Here is a 20,769-nt window from a genome sequence, read left to right on the forward strand (position 1 = left end):
AGAGTGAGACGGCTGCCGTCTCGCCTTCGTGTCAGGGTGCAGGTCACAGCGTCGGCCCGCGGACGAGTCCGGTGGGTTCCTACAGCACCGAACGCAGACCTGACCCTCGACACACCCCACCCGCGCCCGGAGCACGCCGTTCGTGTTCCGCGGCACGAACACAGGTCACGCGCGTCTTCTGGACAGTCGATCCAGGGCGCGCGGTGACGCGTCAGGTGACTCTGCGGGGGAGACGATCCGTTCGTGTGGAGATCGGTGATCGGCGGCCCGAGGAACGACGCCGACCACTACGGTCGGAACGCGCGTCGACGAACACACCGGATGACGCCGGCGCCTTTCGACCCGGTCCGATCCTGCGAGCGGCGTCAGCCGGATCCGGGTGGCTCGCCCATCAACGCCCAGGAGTGAACGTGACCGACCAGCCCGTCCTGCTGTTCCTGCACGGAGTGGGCGCGGGGGACCCCGACGACGTCTGGAAGGACGTGCTCGACGCGAGGCTGCGCGAGATCGGGTACCCCGGGCTGGGCGGTGTAACGGTCATCGCCCCCAAGTACCCGAACTCGCTGGTCGCCAGCGACGACCGGCACCCACTGCCGGGGATCACAGTCAAGGAGCCGTCCGGCGAGGAAGCACGCCGGAACCGACTGGAGTTCGACCGCCGGGAGAGCGCGATCGAGAACCTGCTCGAGAAGCACGAGCGCGGGTCGGACTGGCTGCTGGGCGAACCCCTCACCGACGTCGCCCTGCGAGCCAAGGTGTTCGCTCAGGCGACGAACTACCTCCGCAAGCCGCAGGTCCGCGCCAACGTCCTGACGAGGGTGCTCGGTGAGGTCCCGGCGTCGGGCCGAGTCGTGATCATCGGGCACAGTCTGGGCTCGGTCGTCGCGGCCGACGTCCTGCGCAGGCTGCCGAGAGGCGTCCGCGTCGTCGGCATGGTGAGCATCGGCAGCCCGCTGTCGAGCGCGTCTTTCCACGTCGACGGACTGCGCGACGGGCTGCGACAGCCGCCGACCAACCTGGACTGGTGGGTGAGCTTCTGGAACCCCCTCGACCCCGTGACGACGCACAGGGGCGTGTCGTCCGCGTTCCCGTGGATGACTGACTACCGGGTGAGGACCACGGTCAACCACAAGGTCCACGACGCCGTGACCTACCTCGCTGACGCGCGGGTCGCGCTCGTCGTCGGCCACGCGCTCCACGGATCGCAGTCCAAGGAGCTCGCCACGGTCATGAAGGGGCTCGACGTGCCCGTTGATGCGACCGAGACGCTCATGCTTCTCGCCCTCCGCTATGCCTATCTCACCGAGGTCAAGCTCCAGGGGGCCGTCAAGGAGAGGTACGCCTGCGCACGGCGTGAGGTCCAGGCGAATGCGGTCGCGGCACTCATGGACCGTCGAACGCAAGACGACAGGCCGGTGCCGGCAGCTGTCGCGTCCCTGGCCCTCGACCTGACCGATCCGCACTCCCCCGTTCCCGAACCCGGTCGGATCTCGCCCGTCTCGAAGGACGAGGCGGTGCTGCCGCTGATCAGCGTCATGACCGCCAACGTGATCCGACCGTTCGAGATCGACGTCGACGAGACCGTCCGCGTCGAGGCGCTCGAGGACCTGACCATCGAGATGGGCCTCGGGCGCCAGTACGCACGTGATCTGATCGACGCCGGGGTAGCGGTCCGAGAGGCGCTCTCCGGGAGCACGAACTGGGTGAGGTGGACCGCCCTCGGGCTCGGGGCCGCGGCGCTCGTCGCGGCGACCGGGGGTCTTGCACTTGCCGCGGCACCCGGCGTCGCGGGAGCGGCGGCGATCACCAGTGCGCTCGCAGCCTTCGGCCCCGGTGGGATGATCGGCGGCCTTCTGACGGCCGGTGTTCTCGTCGGCACCGGAGGTGGCGGGGTGGTGCTGGGTCTGACGAGCCCGGGCACGACCGCCGAGGCCGTCGAGGCCGTCGTCTCGACGCAGCTGACCGCCGCCATCCTGCGACAGCGCCAAGAGCTCGAGCAGGACTTCGCCACATGGGCGACCCTCGCCGAGGCCGGCAGGGCGCTCCGCCGGGAGCAGGCTCATCTTGCGGTCATCTCGGACCCGTCAGCACCGTCCCTCAAGGAACTCGAGCGCAAGCTCAGGACGGTCGATCGAGCCCTGGCGTACCTCACCGCCGTGGGGCTGGGCCCGGGGGAGCCTGACGGGCCGAGTGTGTCGCCCGCTGCGATACTGGAACGGGCCACCGACGCGTTCCGGTCCGTCGACATCGACGGGGACGGCGCCCCCGACCCACGTCGCGCGCGGACAGCCGCGGACGACGCCCGCAGCGCTGTCTCGGCCTTCCTGCGACGCAAGCGGGTGAGCACCGAGGAGGACGCCGACCCACTCCGAGGGCCTTGACCCACTCCTCCCTCTCGCGACGCCCGAAGGTTGCTCCGTATGGCTTCGATGTGGACGCGATCCTGTTCGACATCGACGGGACGCTGGTGGACTCGACCTCAGCGGTCGAGCGGGCGTGGCGCGCGTGGTCCGTGGCCCGCGGGATCGACGCCGTGGAGGTCCTCCGGGTCGGCCACGGGCGCCGCTCAGAAGACACGGCGGCCGAGTTCGTGCCTAGCGAGCATTGCGCCGCTGCGGTCACCTCGCTCGAGCGGCTGGAGCTGGCGGACCTGGATGACGGGATCGCGCTCCCCGCCACGCGGGGCCTCCACGCGCGCACAGTCGGCCCCCGGCGCGCTCGCCGCGGCGACCCTCGCCTCCGCTCCGATCGATGGGCCGCGGTGACGTCGGGGTCGCAGCTGCTGATGCGTCAGCGGCTGGCCGCCGCCTGGCTACCGGTGACGGTGGCGCTACTCGACCCTCGCGCGCCCTGCCCGCGCCAGGGTCCAGGGCTCGCCCCTCGAGTTGTCAGCCAGGACCCCGGTCTTCCGAAGCACGGTCGCCGCCCAGCGAAGGTCGTACTGCCAGGTGTAGAGCAAGTCGCCGGCGCTCTCGATCTCCCGCTGGTGTAGCCGCCAGACCTCCTGGCTCACCTCGAGAACCGATCCTGAGCCGCCCAGCGACTCGAGCGCCTCGACCAACCAATCCCGCAGGACGTCGCGCACAGCCATGCGAGCAGCTTCGCGGCTTCGGCCACGACGAGCTAGGGGCAGAGACCGCGTTCACCCCGCTGGACCACGCTACCCAGACGTTTGGCTGACGGCGACGGTGGACCCGATGCCGACCGGCCCCACGTTCCGCGCGTCATCCGTCGACCGTCCGCGGATGGCGCAGCGCTGCGCGGCTGCACCGACGGGTGCGTACACCGACAGGCAGTCGAGTCGAACGAAGGACGCTCGGCCACGTTATCGCGCGACCGTCCTGCGCGACCGTGGCAGGCGCGAGCCTCTCCGCCCAATTCCCCCGACGGGCCGACCAGGTCACAGGTGCTCTGCCAGTCTGCCCGCCACCGCGCGAGCCAGAGGAGGTGGCACAGCGTTCCCGATCTGTCGCGCGATCGATGCACGGGTCCCGACCCACAGGTAGTCGTCGGGGAACCCCTGGATGCGAGCGGCCTCGAGATGAGTGATCGGGCGGTGCTCGGTCGGGTGGAGGAAACGCCCCTTCTCGGGTCGGTAGAACTCGGTCCGGACTGTGACCGCCGGCCGCTCCCAGACGAGGCGGCCCATGACGTCGCTCGCGCCGCGCGTGTTGCCGCGCCAGCACTCCGCGAGCAGGTGGTCGGAAAGATCCCTGCGACTGCCGCCGTACGGGATCGACTCGTAGCGCGCACGGGACAACGGGGTCGCGGCAGGCATGAAGTGGAGGTCGTGACTCTTGAACGCGCCCGGGTGGAGCGCGCCGTTCACCTCGACCCACGACTCGGGCAGCCGTGCCGCAGAAGGACGGACATCCACATCCGCGAGCACGTCAGCGAGGCACGTCCGCCGAGCGTCGAGGTCAGGCCGCCCCAACGGGCGGGTGCCTGCGCGGCGGCCGACCAAGAATGCCCGTCGCCGGTTCTGCGCCCCGCCATGATCAGCGGCGTTGAGCACCCATGCCTCGAGGGACCAGCCCTGAAGGCGCCCTCCTCGAGATGCCTCCGCAGCAAGCGCCTGGTACTCCGGTGACTCGAGGAACCGCGGTACGTTCTCCATGACGAAGAATGCCGGACGGACCCGCTCGAGAACACGGAGGTAGTGCTGCCACATCCGGTTGCGCGGGTCGTCCGAATCTCGCTTGCCCAGTAGCGAGAAGCCTTGGCACGGCGGACCACCGAGAACGACCTCGGCACGCGGGAACGAGCCCTCGGCGTACTGCGCGATGTCCCCGACGACGACGTGATCGCCGTGGTTGAGCGCATAGGTGGCGGCGGCGTGCGGGTCACGCTCGACGGCGCCCACGGACCTGAAGCGCCCCGTGGACACAAAGCCGGCGGTCAGGCCACCGGCACCGGCGAAGAGGTCGAGGACGGGGACCACGTTCTCGCCGGCGACGGCGTCACGCCGGGAAGAGGGCGGCATCGGGGACTTCCTGGCTCCCGACGACGGCGACCCGGTCGAGGAGGACATTGCGGTGCTCGCAGCTGGTCTCGGGCAGAAGCACACACGCGTGACAGGCTGCGAGGTTGAGGTTGTCGGTGCCCGATCCGCGCGACTCCGCGCACACGGGGTCGGAGGAGCACCACCGGCCGTGCTCGATCGCGGTGCGGAAGATCGGCGCGAAGACGCGCTCCTTGGCCAGCGCAGCCAGCCCTCCCAGGCTCCCGGCGGAGTCGGACGACGCGGTGTACACGAGGATCCCCGCTTGCCCCGGAGCGGCGTAGAGCCGCTCACGCAGCGCCGACGCCGGGTACCCGGCGTGCAGGCTCAGCTCGTTGACGAGCATGTGCGCGAGGGTGTGCAGCACGACTGTCCTCGGCGCCACGGGTGGCGCCGCGGGCCGTCCCGCTGCCCTGTCCCTGCGGGCCTGCGCCATGGTGATCGCATCGGCCCGGCCACGGGCCGCGGCCGTGCGCTCCCACTCGGCGAGCCGGTCCTCCCGGAGCCTGACGAAAACGCCTTCGCCGTGCACCTCCACGGCGGGGAGCCAGGGCAGTGGCGCCTCGCTCAACGGTGACAAGCCTGCGGCGCCCACGTCCTCACCCGAGTCGTCGACTCGCGGCACCGCAGGTGTCACGCGCGAGAAACCCGCCAGTGCACGGACCTCGCGCAGCCGGTGGACCGCCGAGACCTGAACAACCTCGTCAGCGACCGAGGCGTCGACCTCCTGCGCCTCGCAGATGAACGTGTCGAGGGATGCGCCCGGCCCCGTACCCGCGCACAGCGCGTTGTACTCGTCGTGCCGGAGCTCGGCCTCGGTGAGCGCGCTGCGCGCCGCGAGACCGCGACGCTGCGCGATGATCGCACGCACGGCGTCCACCGTCACTCCCGGGGAGTTCTCAACCATCCGCGAGAGCGTCGCCGACAGGGCGTCCTCGGGCAGGTGCTCGAGGACCATCCAGTGCCGGTCGACGAACGATGCGGCAGCGGTCGACCACGGCGGGATGGAGATCGTCGAGCGCATGGCTGCGAACCACACGTTGGACGATCCTCGCTGGAGGGCACGCAAGGGACGGTCGCAGTCGGACGCGTCCGTCTCGAGCCAGGGGCGACGACCACTGCATCGACGCACCGGAGGCAGCGCGTTCCGACCGAAGGCCCCGTTCAGCGTCTTGGCCTGGACACCGCACGAGCAGCCGATGACGATGTCGGAGAGCGACGACGACCGCCCGAGCATCCGGAGACTCAGCCTGTGCTCGTCAGCGCTCTGAGACTCCGCTTCCTCGCCACGATGCACCCATTGGTAGTACGGGAAGTCCTCGATGTGCCCCGCGTCGCAGCACGCCACGAATCGGGACGGGACGAGCCGAGCGCCCTGGCACTGCTTGCACCACATCGTCTGCTGGTCCTGGAGCCTGTTGAGCGGGCCCAGGACGTGGCACTTCGGGCAGTAGTGCGCCAGCGGGAACCGCATGACCGGCACGTCGCCGCCACGCAGGCCTGCCGCCGGCGTGCGGAAGTGGGTCACTCCGAGCGCCCGCGCGAGACGGGGCTCGTCGAGACGGGGTGACGTGGAGGGCCAGTACTCGATCCCCATGACGACGAAGCTCTGGTCCTCGGCAGGAAAGAGGCTCCCGACCCCGTACGTCGTGACGAGCTGGCTCTGCCGGGCCTCCCCGATCGCCCTACTGGCCACTGTGCTTCCTCCGCGTCTGGTAGAGCGAGCTGGTGGCGTCGACGTTGCGCAGACTCGTGAGAGTCGGCCACGCCGGTTCGCTCACCGGGAACTGGTCGAGCTGGTTCTCCTGCCGCCCGAACGGCGAGCCACCGGCAGGCACGATGAGCGCCCCCATCGGGGCACTCCAGGAGGCATACTTCTGGACCCGTTCGTCGTCGAGGGCGTCCCTCCAGTTCTCGACCAGCGCATCGAGAGCGTCCAGCACACGCTGCTCCTCCTCCGGCGCTACGTCGCGGACCCGCTCGCGGACGATCTCGCGGATGCTCTCCGTCGCCGCCTCGTCGGTGACGGCCGCGACGGCGGTGTCCTCGGATGCACCCGGCACGAGCAGACGCACGAGGGAGACGAGCACTCCGTGCAGTCCACGGTCCACCGCGCGCGGTGCGAATGGGGTCGCACCGGTGGCCTCGACCTGTCGGTAGAGCGCGCGGTGGTACGGCAAGAAGGACTCGTAGTGCGAGAGATCCCTCGTCCGTGCCGAGTTGTACAACGTCACCACCAGGCCCGGATGTCTCCGGCCCACGCGGCTCGTGGCCTGGATGTACTCGGACGTCGTCTGCGGCTGCCCCATGACGACCATGAGACCGAGCCGGTCCACGTCGACGCCGACGGAGATCATGTTCGTCGCCAGGACGATGTCCTGGCAGTCGTCGCCCCCCAACGACGTGCTCAGCTCCTTGAGGCGCTGCGGGACCTCGTCGGAGGGCACGCGTGACGTGAGCTCCTTCGGTTCGTTGATCTCGCGCGCCTCGGACCCCCCGCGCCGTGCGACCACGGGAATCCTCGCCGGGACGTCGTCGATCGACTGGATGAACGCGGCCCCCAGGACCCTGAGGCTGTTGAAGTAGCCGAGAAGCGTCCAGTAAGCGTCCTTGACCTCATCGGTCGCGTCGAGGTCCTTCCCGGCCTGGAGCAGAGCCGCGTACGACCGGACGAGCAGCGTCGCGTGGCTCGTGCCTGGTGCGAGCACGCCCACGTACTGCCTTGCGGGCAGTTCCTCCGCCGGCGCCTCCACCGCGAAGAAGCTGTCCCCCGGGTCGATGCCCGGGGGCGGGAACTGGCGCGTCTCTCGGTCGAAGACGGCTCTCACCTGCTCGTCGGCTCGCCGGATCGTGGCGGTCGAAGCCACGATCTTCGGGCGCGCGACTCCGGTCGCCGCGGCATCGACGGCCGTCTCGTAGAGCCCGACCAGCGTGCCGAGGGGACCACTGATCAGGTGGAGCTCGTCCTGGACGATGAGGTCAGGTGGCTCGACCGCGCCATCGGATCCGAGGATGCGCCGGACCTTGGGGTTCCACGCCATCATCGCGAACTTGTCCACGGTCCCGATGAGGAGCGACGGTCGGACGTCGTAGACGTCCTCGTCGACGAGCAGGACCGGGAGCCCGTCTCGGAACTCGCATCGATCCCCCGGGCAGCGCACACGCAGGCGTCGCGGGACACCACGGTCGAGGGAGTACGCAGCGTGCGAGAGCGTGGCACCGCACCACGGGCACGACAGGAGCTGTCGAGGGTTTCCGTGATCGCCCGTCGGCCGTCCGTCGCGCAGGCACTTGAGCGCCGCGGACGCGGCCTCGTGGGTGTTCGGTGTACCGGACCGACCGACCCACAGACCGATCGTGACAGGCTCCGCGTCCGGCAGGGCACGGCTTCGCCATCTCTCGAGCGCGCACACGAGCCCGGCGGCGCGCTCGAACTGCTGCAATGTGAGCAAGCGCAGGGTGTAGCGCATCACGACGCCGACTCCTCCGCCCCCGCCCTTCCCGCCGCGCAGCCTGCGCAGCGCCAGGACGAAGGCGATGAGCCCGAGATACGCCTCGGTCTTGCCACCGCCGGTCGGGAACCAGAGCAGGTCGGCGATCTCCCGCTCGTCCGACTTCTGGTCCACAAGGCCCTCGAGGTTGAGGAGAATGAAGGCCATCTGGAAGGGACGCCACTGCTGCTCCGCGGTCGGCGGCGTCTCGCCTCCCGACCGCACCATCTCCTGACGCGCGCGCTGCTCCTGCATCACCTCGTTCATGACACGGAAGGCTGTCGCGGCGTTCGCGTCGGCGTCGAGCACTTCGATGCCTCGACGCATGCGGTGCGCGGCGTCGCGGGCCGTCCGTAGGTGGTCCTCAGCGGTCCCACGAATGTCCTCGGCGAGCGCGGGGACTCGGGCGCCGGAAGCCGAAACCCACTCGTCGTACGCATCGACCAGGTCGTGGAGTGCGCTGCGGTCGTCCGTGGACGCGAGCGTCGCCATGCCGAAGCGGCCTCGCAGCTCGGCCCGCTCCGCGCGCGAGACCCTCACCTCCTGCCGGGGGAGGAACGTGGTCTCCAGGCACCGAGTCGGGATGGCGTCCCAGGTGACGGCACACCCGTGCCCGACGGCGACCGCGACGGCGTCCCTGTACAGGAGCTCGGCGCTCGCCTCCTCGCTCCCTCGGGTCGAGCGGGCCGGACCGCGTCGCTCACTGAACGATCCACCGACGGCCTCCACCCGGATTACCGGACGGAACCACGCGAACTCGTCCGTGCCGTGCGGCATCTCGCCCCGGAAAGTGTTGACCAGAGCGGCTGTGATCGAGACGTCCGCGCCGTCGGCCGGCCGGACGACCACCCGCAGCTCGAGACCGTCGACCACACCGACCCTGTGATGGTCCGGGACCGTGGTGTCGAACACCCAGGACCGGTCGACCGCTTCGACCCTGTTCCAGCTCCGCGGCCGGCTGGACCTCACACGGTCGACGGCCTCCACCTCGGCGCTCGCCTCAGTCGGCTTCTCGTCGACGACGTCGGCGCTCACCTCCGGCACGTAGCGATCGGCCCGCACCGTCACGACCACCTCGGCGGTAGTGCTCGGGTCGACGGCGAACGTCAGGCCCATCGATGACGGGGCTCGCATGCGCGAGAGGCTCACGCCTGCGTCGACGTCCGCGTCCACCTGCGTCCCGGTCTCCACCTCAGGGGGCGCGGCGGTGTCCTCGATCTCGATGTCCGACGGCGGATGGAGGATGCCGACGATGAAGCGATCGAGCGGCGGCTCGTCGAGGTGATCGTCCTCGGCCGTACCCAGGAGGTCACGCTCGAGTGCAGCCACCATGGCGCTGCGCGCCCGGTACCAGGGGTCCAAGCGACTCACAGCTCGTCCTTCCACTCACGCACCGCGAGGCCGACGAGTCGGACCCCGAGCCACATCCCGTACTTGCCGATCCCACCCGCAGCGTCGTCGACGGGGTCACCGGCGACGGTCTCGACGCACTCGACGTGCACGCCGCGAAGGTCGAGGGCGAGGTTCCCGCCGAGCAGGCTTCGGAGCTGCTCGCCGAAGGCGGCCGTCGTGCGGCCGATCGTCACGCCCTCGTGCTTCACGTCCCAGAAGTGGGTGTCGACACTCGTCCAGTCGTGGACGAGTGTGACAGGGTCACCGGGACGTACGCGCGAGCGCAGGTGCGCCTGGGCGCGCGCGACGTCCTCTCCCGGCGGTCTGGTCCGCTCGAGGTCGTCGCCGCGGATCTCAACCGCCTTCACACTGCCGCGGCGCTGCCAACAGCGCAGCCAGCGCCCCGTGCGCTCGTCGCGCCTCACGAGGTGCGGGTAGCGGTTTCGCTCGATGCGAAGGAGGCGGAAGCGGGCGCGGGTGAGGGCGACGTACTGGACTCGCGCCATCTGCGCCGGGTCCTCGTCGGTGTCACGGCGGTCGTCGTACTGAGCGAACACCACGGTGTCGTACTCGAGACCCTTCGATCGGTGCACCGTCGAGACCACCGGCACATCAGGGTCCTTCGGTTGCAGCTCGGCCGGCACGAATCCGCTCCGGAGCCGACGCGCGACCTCGCGCGTCTCGACGGCCCTCGACCCTGGCCGTCCCCAACCGCGGACGCCTCGCCACCGTTCCACGGCAATCCCTGCGTCGCCCATGGCCTCCGTGAGCGACGCGAGATCCCAGGACCCGGCCCGGCCGAGTACATCCGCCACCCAGGCATCCGTGACCGGCGCGGTGAGTGGGCGTCGTACCTGAACGGGCACCCCCTGCTTCCACAGGTCCTCGGCCTCCATGAGCGCCTGGCCGTTGGTCGCCGTGAGCACCACGAGACCGCCGCCCTGGTGGCGTGCGAGCTCACGGATCCCTTCGTCGTCGACGGGTGTGACGCCGAGGAGGAAATCGCAGATGTCGTCCTCGGCGCCGTTGAGCGAGGGGTCGCCCAGCTCACGGAGGGCGACGGCGGCCGCTGCGTCGCGGGTGCCCGCCCGATAGGAGCCGAGGAGCACACGCTGCTGGACGCCTGGCATCGCCTCGACCCGCGCGACGAGCTCCCCGCTCGTCGTTGGATGCTCGGGCGTCAGCTGGAAGTCGTAGATCGCCTGTGCCGGGTCACCGAGGAGCGTGAAGCCCGCGCCGTCACCGAGTGCGGCGAGGAGCGCCGAGACGAACTCCGCCCGCAGCCCGACGACGTCCTGCACCTCGTCCACGACGACGTGTTCGAGCTCGCGGACACGGTCCCAGGCGCCGGCCTGAAGCGCCTGCGTCGCTCGTGCGATCCGTCGGTCGAACACGTTCCTGCCGGCGATCTCCTCGCCGTACGCCTCCCGGACGATCCGCTGAGCGAGCGAGTCGATGGTGCGGACCGCAGCCACCGCCTGGACGTCGGCCGCCCGGAGCCGGCGCGTGACGGCGTGGACCGCAGCGCGGGAGAAGCTCAGGACGAGCAGGGAGATCTCGGGGTCGACCTGCTCCTCGACCACGAGGTGCTCGACCAAGGCGGACACGACCTCTGTCTTGCCCGAGCCCGGCCCGGCGATGACGACCTGCCGCACGGAGACGTCGACCTCCACAGCCGCCCGCTGACTGAGGTCGAGCAGCGGCGCGCTCACTGTCGCCACAGCTTCTCGAAGGCGCGGAACGCCAGCTGGTCGCCGTACATGCTGAGGTTGTCCTCGACGTCGACGATGAGGACCTTCTCGGATCCGCCGTTGAGGGTGCCGCGGAGACCTCGCCCGACCATCTGCTGATAGACGTTCGGGCTGAACGTCGGCCGGCACACGTAGACCGCCTTCACGGCAGGGGCGTCGAATCCCTGGGTGAGCACCTGGTAGTTGGTGAGGACGCGGATCGACCCTTTGCGGAACTGGTCGATGTAGTGCCGGCGAGCGGGTGTCTCCGTGCCGCTCGAGATCGACACGGCCGGCACACCACGGTGCGACAGGAGCGCCGCGAGCGCACGTGCGTTCTCCACCGACGGGGCGAACAGGAGCACGGGCCAGTCGTCCGGCAGGTCGAGGATCGACTCGACGATTCGACGGTTGCGGTCGTGGTCGTCACCGAGCTGCTGCTCGCGCCGACGAGGGAACCGCCCCATGCTCGTGATCTCGTCGAGCTCGGCCTCGGTGAAGTCGACGGTCGCGCCGTCCAGGGTGCGCTTCTCGACGTGGGCGAGGACGCCCATCTCCCGCAGCGTCCGGTAGGGGTCCTCACCGAGGACGCCGTCGTCGAGCAGGTGGCTGTCGTACCGCTTGACCAGGCGCTGGGTCTCCTCGTCGGACGTCCCGCGGAACGGTGTGGCGGTGAGCCCGATGAGTGGCTTCGCCTCCGTGGCCTTCGCCCCGCGCCCCAGCCAGTCGAAGATGCTCGTGTACGTGGGGCTGACGGACGTGTGCGCCTCGTCCACGATGACGACGGTCGGCTCACGCAGCCAGGTGTACTGCTCGGAGCGGGTGTCGATGATGGACTTGAGCTTGGCGTCGGTCGCGACGACGACCTGGGTACCGTCGGGCTCCTCCTCCACCTCGTTCGGGCCCCACAATCGACCGAGCACCATCGGCCCCGGCCCGAGCGCGCGCCAGACGTAGGTCCAGCTCTCTGCCGCCTGTTCGCAGAGCTCCTCGGACTGCGCGATCCACAGGATCGGCCCTGCCAGGCGACCACGGGCGATCTCCTCGACGAGGGCCTGGATGGTCACGCGCGTCTTGCCGGCTCCGGTCGGGAGCGAGACCACACCGCGCTGACGGCCGATCCCCAGGAGCAGGGATCGGATCCGTTCCGTGACCCGTATCTGGTAGTCGTGAAGCGGCTTGAGCTCGACGGGGCCCTCGATCGCCTCTCGCGCAGGCGACTCCCGTGCCGGGAACCCCGCCCACTCGGCGGGGAGTCCGAGGTCGGCGACCCACTTCCGCTCCTTCTGCCTGCCGGCGAACTCACGCGGCGGCTCCAGGCCCTTCTCGTCGAGCGCAGCTCGCAGGACCCTGAGCACCCCGACCCCGTGCACGGAGAGCACGAGCCGCGCAAGCTCCTCGTCCTCGAGGTCACCGCCCGTGGAGAGCATCTCGAGCGCCTGGCGAGGGACCTGCGCCCGCAGCGCCTCGGCACCGACCGCGGTGACGAGGCCGTGCTCAGGGCTTGTGCGCGCTGCTCGGCGAACCGCGACCTTGTGCTGGGACGCCCGCATGTCCTCCATGGTTCGGAGCACGCGCTCCACGTCCTGAGACGACATCTCCAGCTTGAGGGCGTGTGAGACCTGCAGCAGCGTCTTCGACGGCTCGGTCGCGGTCACGAGCACCCGGCCGGGCTCCCGCCGCTGCTGGATCGGCCTCTCGACCTGTCCCTGCGGCGTCGCGACCAGCTGCACGATGCGGCTGCACCGCTGGAGCTTGACGTCAAGGTCCTCCGCCCCGAGGCTCGGGTGGTTCCTGAGCGGCGGGAACTCGTCGGTGAGATAGACGGCTTCTCCGGTCTCCTCCGCAACGACCTCCTCGCGCAAGAGGTCCTTGCCTTTCGGCATCTCCCAGTGCTCGACGAAGCGCTCGACGTCGCCGTCTGCGACCACCATCGCAGGCACCTGCGCCTCGAGCATGGACTCGTAGACGGCGAGGCTCCCGGTGACGCCGACGTTGCGCGCATGCACGCGCTCCCGTCGGCTCCCGACACGCACAACCAGCTCCTGGGCTTCGAGACGCCCCGGAAGGTACGTGTAGAACTCGTAGCGCCGCTCGTCCTCCGGCCAAGAGTCCGCGATCTGCTTGAGGCGCACCCACTGGTCCGCACCGTAGGCGCTGAGAGACGTACGAGCCCCGAGCTGCTCGGCGAGCTCGACGGGGAGATCCATCGCAACCGGGAAGACGTCGGGTCGGTGGTCGTCACCGCGAACGAGCACATCACGGGGCACCATCGGCCCCATTGAGCTGTCGATCATGCCCCGTCTGCGGAGCATCCAGATCTCGGGTGGACGGTAATGGATCGCCTTCAGCCGGGAGTCGGTGGCGTGCCGGACCCGCCAACTGGGGATCGCCCCCTTGGCGAGCACGGAACGCGTCAGCTCTAGACGCCCCTCCGGCGAAAGGCCGTCGAGGATCCCGAGAGGTGATAGGACCATCCGGTCCTCGACGAGGATCTCCGACGAGTCGACGTCGATGGCGTTACGAGATCTGAACGCGACCCTCGCCGCCTCGCGGTAATCGGCCAACCATCCGGATCGGACCTGCCCGGAAGGGCGCCATTGCGGCTCGCTGACTGCTCCGAGCTCTCGCAGGAGCTCCACATCGGGAGCATGGAAGACCGGATCGATGAGGAACTGCGCGTCCCGGCGACCGTGGGACGGCACCACCGCGCCGGCGAGGAGCGCGTCGTCGAGCCCGACCCACCCTCCTGCTGCGGTCCGGACACGGATGAATGCCTGGACGGGACCGGACGCGCCCGTCTCAAGCACCTCTCTCGCGACGTCGCGCGACACCTGCCGCGTGATGGCCCACACCCGCCTCCAGGCGTCCTTGCCGTGGCGGGCGGCGTCGAGGACGGCGGCCTCGAGCTCGGCCCGCTTGTCGAGGACGGTGACGCCCAGATCGCGGAGAGCCTCGACGATGCCGGGGATGTCCACGAGACGAGGCTCGACGAAGACGCCCGCGGCGTCTTCGGGACCGGAGCGGATGAAGACCCGACCCTTGACCGCCGGAGCCAGCCCACCGTCCTCGAGCGGCACGATCCGCGCTCTGCGGATGTCCTCCACGATCTGGGCCTTGGTGTGGTTGCCGGCAGCCTGAGGGCCCGCCTCACGGACGATACGACCGGCAAGCTGGATCGCCGCTGCGCACGACTCGAGATCTCCTTGGCGTGCGAGCGCCTCGACCCACGCCTTCGCGGTCGAGTTGCGCTTGCCCTCCGGGTCGGCCAGACGCCTGACCTTGAGGCGCCGTTCGGGTGTCGACAGCGTGTGCGGGTGCACCCAGTTCGCCGTCGGCGCCTGCGGGGCACGGGACCACTCGTCCACCCAGGCGGGCTCGATGCCCTCAGGAGCGAAGTCGAGCTCTGAGGGCAGCCTGAGCCGACCGGTGACGTCCGGCAGGCACGCGGTGCGACGGAGCGCGTCGAACACCGGCTCGTTGATGACGTCGTCCGCCCAGCTGCGCCCTTCCTTGCCACGCGCTGGCAGCAGGTCGAGGAATGACGCGGGGTCGTCCTCGTCCACGAGCTCGGCGACGTTGCTCGCCAGCAGCCGAGGGAACACCTCTTCCAGGAGCCCTCTGTTGAAGGCGCCCTGAAGGAGATTGGTGCGGTCGTCGGACAGTCGCCAAGGCGCGTTGATGATGCCGGACATGGTCGTTCTCGCCTCGGTCGGGAAGTACGCCCAGAACTCCCCCACGCGCGTGCGTTCCTTGCCGGTGACGGCCATGGCCCAGTCCAGACGCACTCGCTCCCTGTCGGCGATCCGGCCGCCGTCCGCGCGCGCCTCCGCCGTCGGCGCCCAGACCGTGGAGAGGACCTTCCAGGTGCTCACGCCCTCCTCGCTCACCAGGTCGACGAGGCCACCCGCCCGCTCATTCGCTGTCACCCGCTGATCCGCCATGCCGTCGATCCGGAGCCGGAGGTCCTGGATGTGGCGCGAGAAGAGCAGCAACTCACCCCGGTACGCCAGCAGATCGCGCTTGAGGGAGCCCAGCTGGGTGAGCGCGGGAAGGACGACGACGGTCGTCGCCCAGGACATGAGTTCCGCGAGCACCGGGTCCCGCTCGGCGGCCGCTCGCGGGTCCTCGAGACGCGCAACGCGCATCACCGGGTAGCGAGGCGCAGTCAGCCCCGCTGCGCGGATGGTGCTCTCCGACCAGGCACGGTCGAAGGCGAACGAGACGGAGCGACTGTAGACGCGCGGCTCGGCCGTGACGGCGAGGACGGACTTGAAGCCGATGCCGAACCGGCCGATCCGGTCGTCCGCCTTCGAGGAGAGGTCGGACGCCATGAGGGCCTCGACGCCCTGTGCGGTGAACGGCTCGCCGTCGTTGGCGACGTAGAGCGTGTCCCGCGCCAGCCGCACCTCGATCCGGCCACCGCCGTCGCGAGCGGCATCCACCGCGTTCTGCACGAGCTCGTGCAGCTGCCGGTCACGGTAGCCGCCCTCGGCGATGCGTCGCTCGTTGTTGGCGTCCTCCTCGATCCGCTTCGCATCTCGCGCGTACACCTCGAGGCAGGCGGCCGTCTGCGCCCGCACGACGTCGGCGAGGTTCCCGCCGGACGGATTCCATGCCATTTCCGCGTTGCCCTCCTACGAACGGCCGGCATTCACCGGCGCGCTCGAATCCTGCATCATGCCACTGACAAAGCAGCCTCGACATCCATCATTCGCACATTTGTTCGACAGTTCCTAGGCACTTTGTGCTCGCATTCCGGCACGACCGCCCATTGGCTCGGGCGAAACGGGGTCCGAGGCGCACGCGGGCGGCGACCCTGCCGTCACTCCCGTCCGGGGCCCCCATCCGCCCGCGGTGTCACGGTCCTCGCACTCGTGCATGGCGTCGTCCAGGTCCAGCTTCCGGCCCCGTCTGTGCTGCGGACCCGGGACTTCACGGCAGCCGTGGGCTCGAGACGCGCGGCGGCACGTGCGCCTCGGAGGTCCTCCGTTCCTTGGCGCCCGAGGGGCCTCCGCCACGGCCAAGGTGACTTCGTTCTCGCACTCATGTCAACACTCTCTCGGCGCGCAGCGGGTGAGAAGCAATCGGCCACGCGGGTGAACTACTCGCGCCCGGCCAGCCAGGCCGTCTCGACAGCGCCGGCTGCGGCCTCCATGTCGGCGTGCTCCCAGAACCGCAGCACCCTCCACCCCGACGCGGTGAGCCGAGCGTCCGTGTCGCGGTCCCGGGCGACGTTCGCCTCGAGCTTGGCGCGCCACCACTCGCCGTTCGCGGCGGGCTGGGTGGCGTGCAGCGGGCACGCGTGCCAGAAGCAGCCGTCGACAAAGACAACGAGACGGGCCCTGGGGAAGAGCACGTCGGCCCGCCTGCGCGGGATACCCGGAAGGGTGGCGTCGACGCGGTACCTCAGCCCGCGCCGGTGCAGGGCGCGCCGCAGCGCGAGCTCGGGCGAGGTGTCGCGCCGGTGCTGGCGTGACATGCGGGCCGACACCGCGGGGGACGACGGAACGAGTACATGCGGCGCCGGCCGTAAGGGAACGCCGCCTGCATCCCCGGGCTCCATCGGACCGACCACAGCGGGACGCTAACCGTTCCCGGTCTCCCCCGCGTGGCGGGTTGCCCACCGCTCGCGCGTGCCGTCGTAGCCTTACCGTCGTGACGACCGGGACACCACCAGCGGCTGAGACCCTCACGGTTCTCGACCTCTTCGCCGGTGCCGGCGGCCTCAGCGCCGGCGTCACCTCGCCAGGCGGGTTCCGCAGCATCGCCGCCGTCGAGATGGACCGCGCCGCTGCGGCGACCTACAAGCTCAACCACCCGGGGACCGAGGTCTTTGCGGGGCCGATCCAGGAATGGCTCGATCAGTACGACGTCCCGTCCGTCGACGTCATCGTCGGCGGTCCGCCCTGTCAAGGGTTCTCGACGCTCGGCAAGCAGGACGCCGAGGACGAGCGCAATGCGCTGTGGTACGAGTACGCGAAGACCATCGTGCGCGCGCAGCCGAAGTGGTTCGTCGTGGAGAACGTCGCATCGTTCATGAAGTCGGAGCAGTTCGCCCTCTTCAGGCGGGCGACCTCTCCGGGCGGCATGCTCGAGGACTGGTCGTTCAGCGCCCGGGTCGTCAACGCGGCGGACTACGGCTCTTTCCAGGCGCGCAAGCGCGCGATCCTCATCGGCCACCGCGAGGACGTCCCGGCCCCTGGGTGGCCCGCACCGACCCATGTGGGACGCCACCGGACCGTGGCCGAGGCCATCCGAGGGCTCCCCGAGCCGGAGACCGATGTCTGGCCGACGAGGACAGTCACGGTGAACGGAGACACCATGCCGGGCGGGCTGGCGACCGACGAGCTGCAGATCGGCCGCCATTACCGTCAGCTGTCCCTGGAACGGTTCGCAGTCATCCCGTACGGCGGCAACCGATTCGACCTTCCGGACGACCTCAAGGCACCGTGCTGGAGGAAGCACACGAGCGGCTCCGGCGATGTCATGGGGCGGCTCCACTGGGACAGGCCGTCCGTGACGATCCGCACCGAGTTCTTCAAGCCCGAGAAGGGCCGCTACCTGCACCCCGAGTCGCACCGCGTCATCACCCACCGCGAGGCGGCAATACTCCAGGGCTTCCCAGGCGACTACGTCTGGGCCGGCACCCGGGAGCAGGTCGCCCGCCAGATCGGCAACGCTGTGCCGCTGGAGCTCGGGGCCGCCGTGGGACGGGCGATCCTGGCCGCACACCAGGGCTGGCCCGCGGAGGGTGAAGGGCTCTTCGCCACGCGGTGGGGCCTGATTGGCTCGGCGGTTTGAGCGGAGAGTAGGGGTCGAGGTCCCGAGGATCAGAAGCAGTCACGCAACCCGATCCATCTCGAGGACCCCGACGCGTCTCACGCTACGGGCCGCGCCGACGCGCGCCCAACGACCGATCCCTGTGCTCGCTGTGACGGTCTGCTGGGCCTGGACGGCGTCCAGGTAGAGCCCGTGACGCGAGGCGTGGCGGTGATGCGGGCGGCATCTCGACGCCTTGGCACTTGGAGTGCTGCCCGGACCGCGGGGTCGGCGGGTGCGGTTTGCTGCGGGACGTGCCGCACGGCGACGTGCGCGTTGAGTCGCCTGGCGGCAACGACGCTGCCGCTGTCCCGAGGCGACGTGCCCGTGCGGGCCGTTCACCGGGCAGGTCCCGGCCCTGGCCGGCCGCGCGCGGGGTTCGTCACCGCCGGTCGGTGAGGTGGGCGGTCGCTCAGCTGCGTCGTGAGCACGCCACGATCGCTGGCTCGCCCGCCGGCTCGGAGTCGGATGGGCGACTGTGTGGCGCGCACTGGCATCCGAGCTCCAGCGCCTCGCCGCCGCGGTCGGGATGTCGAAGCTGCTCGTCGTTGACGGACAGCAGCGGCTGACGACACTCACGCTCCTGCTCGCGGCGCTGCGCGACCACCTCACCGAGACCGGCGATGCCGAGAGCGCGGAGGGCATCCACGCCCAGTACCTGGCGAACGTCTACGACAAGGGCAAGCCCGCCAAGGTGCTGCCCACGCAGGCCGACCGCGAGGCGTACAAGGCGGTCCTGACACGCTCGCCGGATGCCGGTGGCCCCGATCGCATCGGCGTCGCGTACAACCACTTCCGGGCCAAGATAGCCGCCGCGGACGACCCCGACGACCCCCACGATCTCGAGGAGATCGAGCACGCCGTCGTCCACGGGCTGGCCGTCGTCGTCGTGACCGCCGAGCCAGGTGACAACGCGCACCGCATCTTCGAGTCGCTCAACAACACCGGCCTGCAGCTCAACCAGTCGGACCTGCTGAAGAACTACCTGTTCATGCGCCTCGGCGAGCGGGGCGAGGACGTCTACGACACCGTCTGGCTGCCGCTGGAGAAGAAGCTCACCTCGGACCAGCTGGAACTACTGTTCTGGCTGGACCTGGCCCAACGTGACGAGCGCGCCAAGCAGTCGGAGACCTACGCGGGCCAGCAGAAGCGCCTGGAGAAGCTCGCGGGGCCGGAGCAGATCGAGTCCGAGGTCCGACGCATCGCCGCTCTCGGCGACCTCCTCGCGACGATCCTCGACCCGTCACGCGAGCCCGACCCGGCGATCCGTCTGCGCCTCGAACGCATCCGGGCCTGGGGCTCGACCACCGCCTACCCCGTCGTCATGGCGCTCCTCGCCCGGCGAGCCGCGGGCACCGCGACGTCCACCCAGGTCGCGGCAGCCCTGCTGACGTTGGAGTCGTACTTCGTGCGACGCATCGTCGTCGGTCGCGCGACCGCCGGCCTCAACCGCAGCCTCCTGCAGGCCGTCGGTGCGGTCACCGACGCCCCGGCCGTGGACGTCGCGCTACGCGACTACCTGTCGCGCGGGCGCAGGCACTTCGCCACCGACGCGCAGATCCGCGGAGCTGTCGGGGTGGTGGCGTTCTACTGGCAGGGCCGCGCGGCGCAGAAGAAGCTCATCCTCCACTGGATCGAGGGGTCCCACGGCTCCAAGGAAGCCGTGGACCCCACGCGCCTCACGATCGAGCACGTCCTGCCCCAGGTGCCGACCGACGCCGCCCGCCGGGAGTTCGCCGCAGGGCTGCCCGAGGACGCGGACGTCAGGGCCGAGCACGAGCGCGTCGTCCACACCTTGGGGAACCTCACGCTCACCGGCTACAACAGCGAGCTGAGCAACCGGCCCTTCTCCGCCAAGCGGTCCATGCTTGCCGACTCGGGCCTCCACATGAACCGCGGAGTCGCTGCAAGCGAGACCTGGAGCGTGGCGGAGATAGACGCGCGTGGCGCGGCGCTGGCCGAGCGGACCATCCAGCTCTGGCCGGGACCGAACGAGGGCCTCAGCGGCGGGAGCGACGAGGAACCCTCGGCGACCCGTCGGCTGGTCGCCTCGATCGTCGCCGAGATCCCCGCCGGCCGGTGGACGTCCTACGGGGAGGTCGCGCTCGTCGCAGGCTCCTACCCTCAGCCGGTTGCGGCGATCATCACGCACCTCATGCAGGGGGTGTGGCGCGTCCTGCAGACCGGCGGGACCATCTCGCCCGGCTTCCGGTGGCTCGACCCGGCCCGCACCGAAGAACCCCGCGCGTACCTCGAAGCCGAAGGCCTGAGATTCGACGCTGAAGGACGTGCCGACACCGAGCTGTTCGTCGACGCCGCAGAACTTGCCTCCCTCGTCGGGCTCGAGGTCCCCGACGAGGCGCCCGCTTGGCGGGCCTCCGACACCCGGCCACTGCTGGCCCACTGGCAGGCGTTCTTTCAGAAGGTGCGAGACCTCGGCGAGTCGACGGACGCGGTCGTCCGATACTGGCCCAGCCCGTCGACCCAGGACGCCGTCGACGTCAACGTCGGCGTCCCCGGTTGCGTCGTCGTCCTCTCACTCAGCTCCCGTGACCCTTCAGGCGTCCAGTGCTCCTTCTACGTCCGGGACGACAAGGCGCTCTTTCGCGCAGTTGCACGCACGCTGTGAGGAGATCGAGGAAGCACTCGGAGGCACCCTGGAGTGGCACGAGAACCCCGCATACAAGGCCAGCAGGATTGCGCTGCGGCATGTCGGGGACTGGCGGGACGAGAACTTCGCCCCCGGCCTCGCGCACTGGCTCGTGAGCACTGCCGAGCTCTTCGCCACGGCCTTCCCGAAGTACACGAGCGAGGTGCGACGGCTCAGCTGATA

General features: G+C 70.1%; 11 protein-coding genes and 1 pseudogene. 5 read left to right on the forward strand and 7 right to left on the reverse strand.

Annotation, left to right across the window (positions count from 1 at the left end):
* Positions 1-410: 410 nt before the first annotated feature.
* Together CELGI_RS14820 and CELGI_RS17835 are read left to right on the forward strand one after the other, a co-directional pair.
* Positions 411-2,381 carry an alpha/beta hydrolase family protein gene (locus CELGI_RS14820; RefSeq protein ID WP_013884950.1) on the forward strand — a complete coding sequence of 657 codons (1,971 nt, stop codon included), beginning with the start codon at positions 411-413 and terminating at the stop codon, positions 2,379-2,381.
* 50 nt (positions 2,382-2,431) lie between these two features.
* A pseudogene (locus tag CELGI_RS17835) lies at positions 2,432-2,524 on the forward strand (HAD family hydrolase); the annotation flags it as partial.
* A gap of 306 nt (positions 2,525-2,830) precedes the next feature.
* Here the strand turns inward: CELGI_RS17835 and CELGI_RS14825 are convergent.
* The 7 genes from CELGI_RS14825 to CELGI_RS14855 form a co-directional block, all read right to left on the reverse strand.
* A complete protein-coding gene (locus tag CELGI_RS14825) occupies positions 2,831-3,091 on the reverse strand; it encodes a hypothetical protein (protein ID WP_013884951.1) in 261 nt (86 codons plus the stop codon).
* Positions 3,092-3,400: 309 nt separating this feature from the next.
* Entirely contained in the window at positions 3,401-4,483 is a 1,083-nt protein-coding gene (locus CELGI_RS14830; RefSeq protein WP_013884952.1) for a DNA cytosine methyltransferase, read from the reverse strand.
* Positions 4,461-6,197 (reverse strand): DUF1998 domain-containing protein, encoded by a 1,737-nt coding sequence (gene drmB / locus CELGI_RS14835; protein WP_013884953.1) that lies wholly within the window; start codon positions 6,195-6,197, stop codon positions 4,461-4,463. The genes CELGI_RS14830 and drmB overlap by 23 nt, the downstream gene beginning before the upstream one ends.
* Positions 6,187-9,108 carry a helicase-related protein gene (locus CELGI_RS14840; protein ID WP_245528118.1) on the reverse strand — a complete coding sequence of 974 codons (2,922 nt, stop codon included), beginning with the start codon at positions 9,106-9,108 and terminating at the stop codon, positions 6,187-6,189. The genes drmB and CELGI_RS14840 overlap by 11 nt, the downstream gene beginning before the upstream one ends.
* A gap of 251 nt (positions 9,109-9,359) precedes the next feature.
* Positions 9,360-11,096: a UvrD-helicase domain-containing protein gene (locus tag CELGI_RS14845; protein ID WP_013884955.1), complete on the reverse strand. Its 1,737-nt coding sequence runs from the start codon at positions 11,094-11,096 to the stop codon at positions 9,360-9,362.
* Positions 11,093-15,736, reverse strand: coding sequence for a sacsin N-terminal ATP-binding-like domain-containing protein (locus CELGI_RS14850; RefSeq protein ID WP_013884956.1), 4,644 nt, complete (start codon positions 15,734-15,736; stop codon positions 11,093-11,095). Before CELGI_RS14850 ends, CELGI_RS14845 begins: the two co-directional genes overlap by 4 nt.
* 482 nt (positions 15,737-16,218) lie before the next feature.
* A complete protein-coding gene (locus tag CELGI_RS14855; RefSeq protein ID WP_041574820.1) occupies positions 16,219-16,596 on the reverse strand; it encodes a very short patch repair endonuclease in 378 nt (125 codons plus the stop codon).
* Between the two features lie 176 nt (positions 16,597-16,772).
* Here CELGI_RS14855 and CELGI_RS14860 point away from each other — a divergent pair, with 176 nt between their 5' ends.
* From CELGI_RS14860 to CELGI_RS14870, 3 genes are all read left to right on the forward strand, one after another.
* Positions 16,773-17,918: a DNA cytosine methyltransferase gene (locus CELGI_RS14860; RefSeq protein WP_013884958.1), complete on the forward strand. Its 1,146-nt coding sequence runs from the start codon at positions 16,773-16,775 to the stop codon at positions 17,916-17,918.
* Positions 17,919-18,414: 496 nt separating this feature from the next.
* Positions 18,415-20,565, forward strand: a complete 2,151-nt coding sequence (locus tag CELGI_RS14865; RefSeq protein WP_013884959.1) for a GmrSD restriction endonuclease domain-containing protein — start codon at positions 18,415-18,417, stop codon at positions 20,563-20,565.
* Positions 20,549-20,767, forward strand: coding sequence for a DUF4268 domain-containing protein (locus CELGI_RS14870; protein ID WP_013884960.1), 219 nt, complete (start codon positions 20,549-20,551; stop codon positions 20,765-20,767). Before CELGI_RS14865 ends, CELGI_RS14870 begins: the two co-directional genes overlap by 17 nt.
* The last annotated feature ends 2 nt before the right edge of the window (positions 20,768-20,769 follow it).

It is taken from the genome of Cellulomonas gilvus ATCC 13127 (genome assembly GCF_000218545.1).
GTDB lineage: Bacteria > Actinomycetota > Actinomycetes > Actinomycetales > Cellulomonadaceae > Cellulomonas > Cellulomonas gilvus.

What these genes read in the sequence shown, in the direction of transcription:
- CELGI_RS14825 (WP_013884951.1), bottom strand. Translation starts at nt 3,091, where the DNA reads ATGGCTGTGCGCGACGTCCTGCGGGATTGGTTGGTCGAGGCGCTCGAG.
- CELGI_RS14855 (WP_041574820.1), bottom strand. Translation starts at nt 16,596, where the DNA reads ATGTCACGCCAGCACCGGCGCGACACCTCGCCCGAGCTCGCGCTGCGG.
- CELGI_RS14850 (WP_013884956.1), bottom strand. Translation starts at nt 15,736, where the DNA reads ATGGCATGGAATCCGTCCGGCGGGAACCTCGCCGACGTCGTGCGGGCG.
- CELGI_RS14840 (WP_245528118.1), bottom strand. Translation starts at nt 9,108, where the DNA reads ATGGGCCTGACGTTCGCCGTCGACCCGAGCACTACCGCCGAGGTGGTC.
- CELGI_RS14830 (WP_013884952.1), bottom strand. Translation starts at nt 4,483, where the DNA reads ATGCCGCCCTCTTCCCGGCGTGACGCCGTCGCCGGCGAGAACGTGGTC.